The organism is Neisseria sp. P0017.S009 (genome assembly GCF_051957375.1).
Lineage (GTDB): Bacteria > Pseudomonadota > Gammaproteobacteria > Burkholderiales > Neisseriaceae > Neisseria > Neisseria perflava.
Genome location: NZ_JBQCWL010000033.1, coordinates 1 through 270 on the forward strand (window position 1 = coordinate 1; position 270 = coordinate 270).

Annotated in this window: 1 protein-coding gene; it reads left to right on the forward strand. The window is 43.7% G+C overall.

All coding sequences use genetic code 11. The features are described from left to right. Window positions 1-27: 27 nt before the first annotated feature. Window positions 28-270: hypothetical protein (locus ACTHTG_RS11215; RefSeq protein WP_440362651.1), on the forward strand; the 243-nt coding region annotated here is incomplete at its 3' end.

A 270-nucleotide genomic window follows, 5' to 3' on the forward strand; every position in this document is an offset into this window, starting at 1 on the left:
CAGCAAGCTTATCTTATCGCCAGCCAGGTGGATAACCAATTGTTTGGCAGTGAAAGTCAAGGCTTGAGCGATCCTATTCATGTTTTGGAACGTATTTCTGACAATTTGACCAAGCATGCGCGTAATGTTTTGGCCAAACAAGTCCAAGAATATCCGTCAATGAAAGTGGCTGCGGACAAGTTGAGCAAAAACAACGTTATTTGCTCTTCAAGCGTAGCGTTTTCAATGCAGCAGCGTTTTGATGAGCAGCATACTTGGGATGCCAATTTG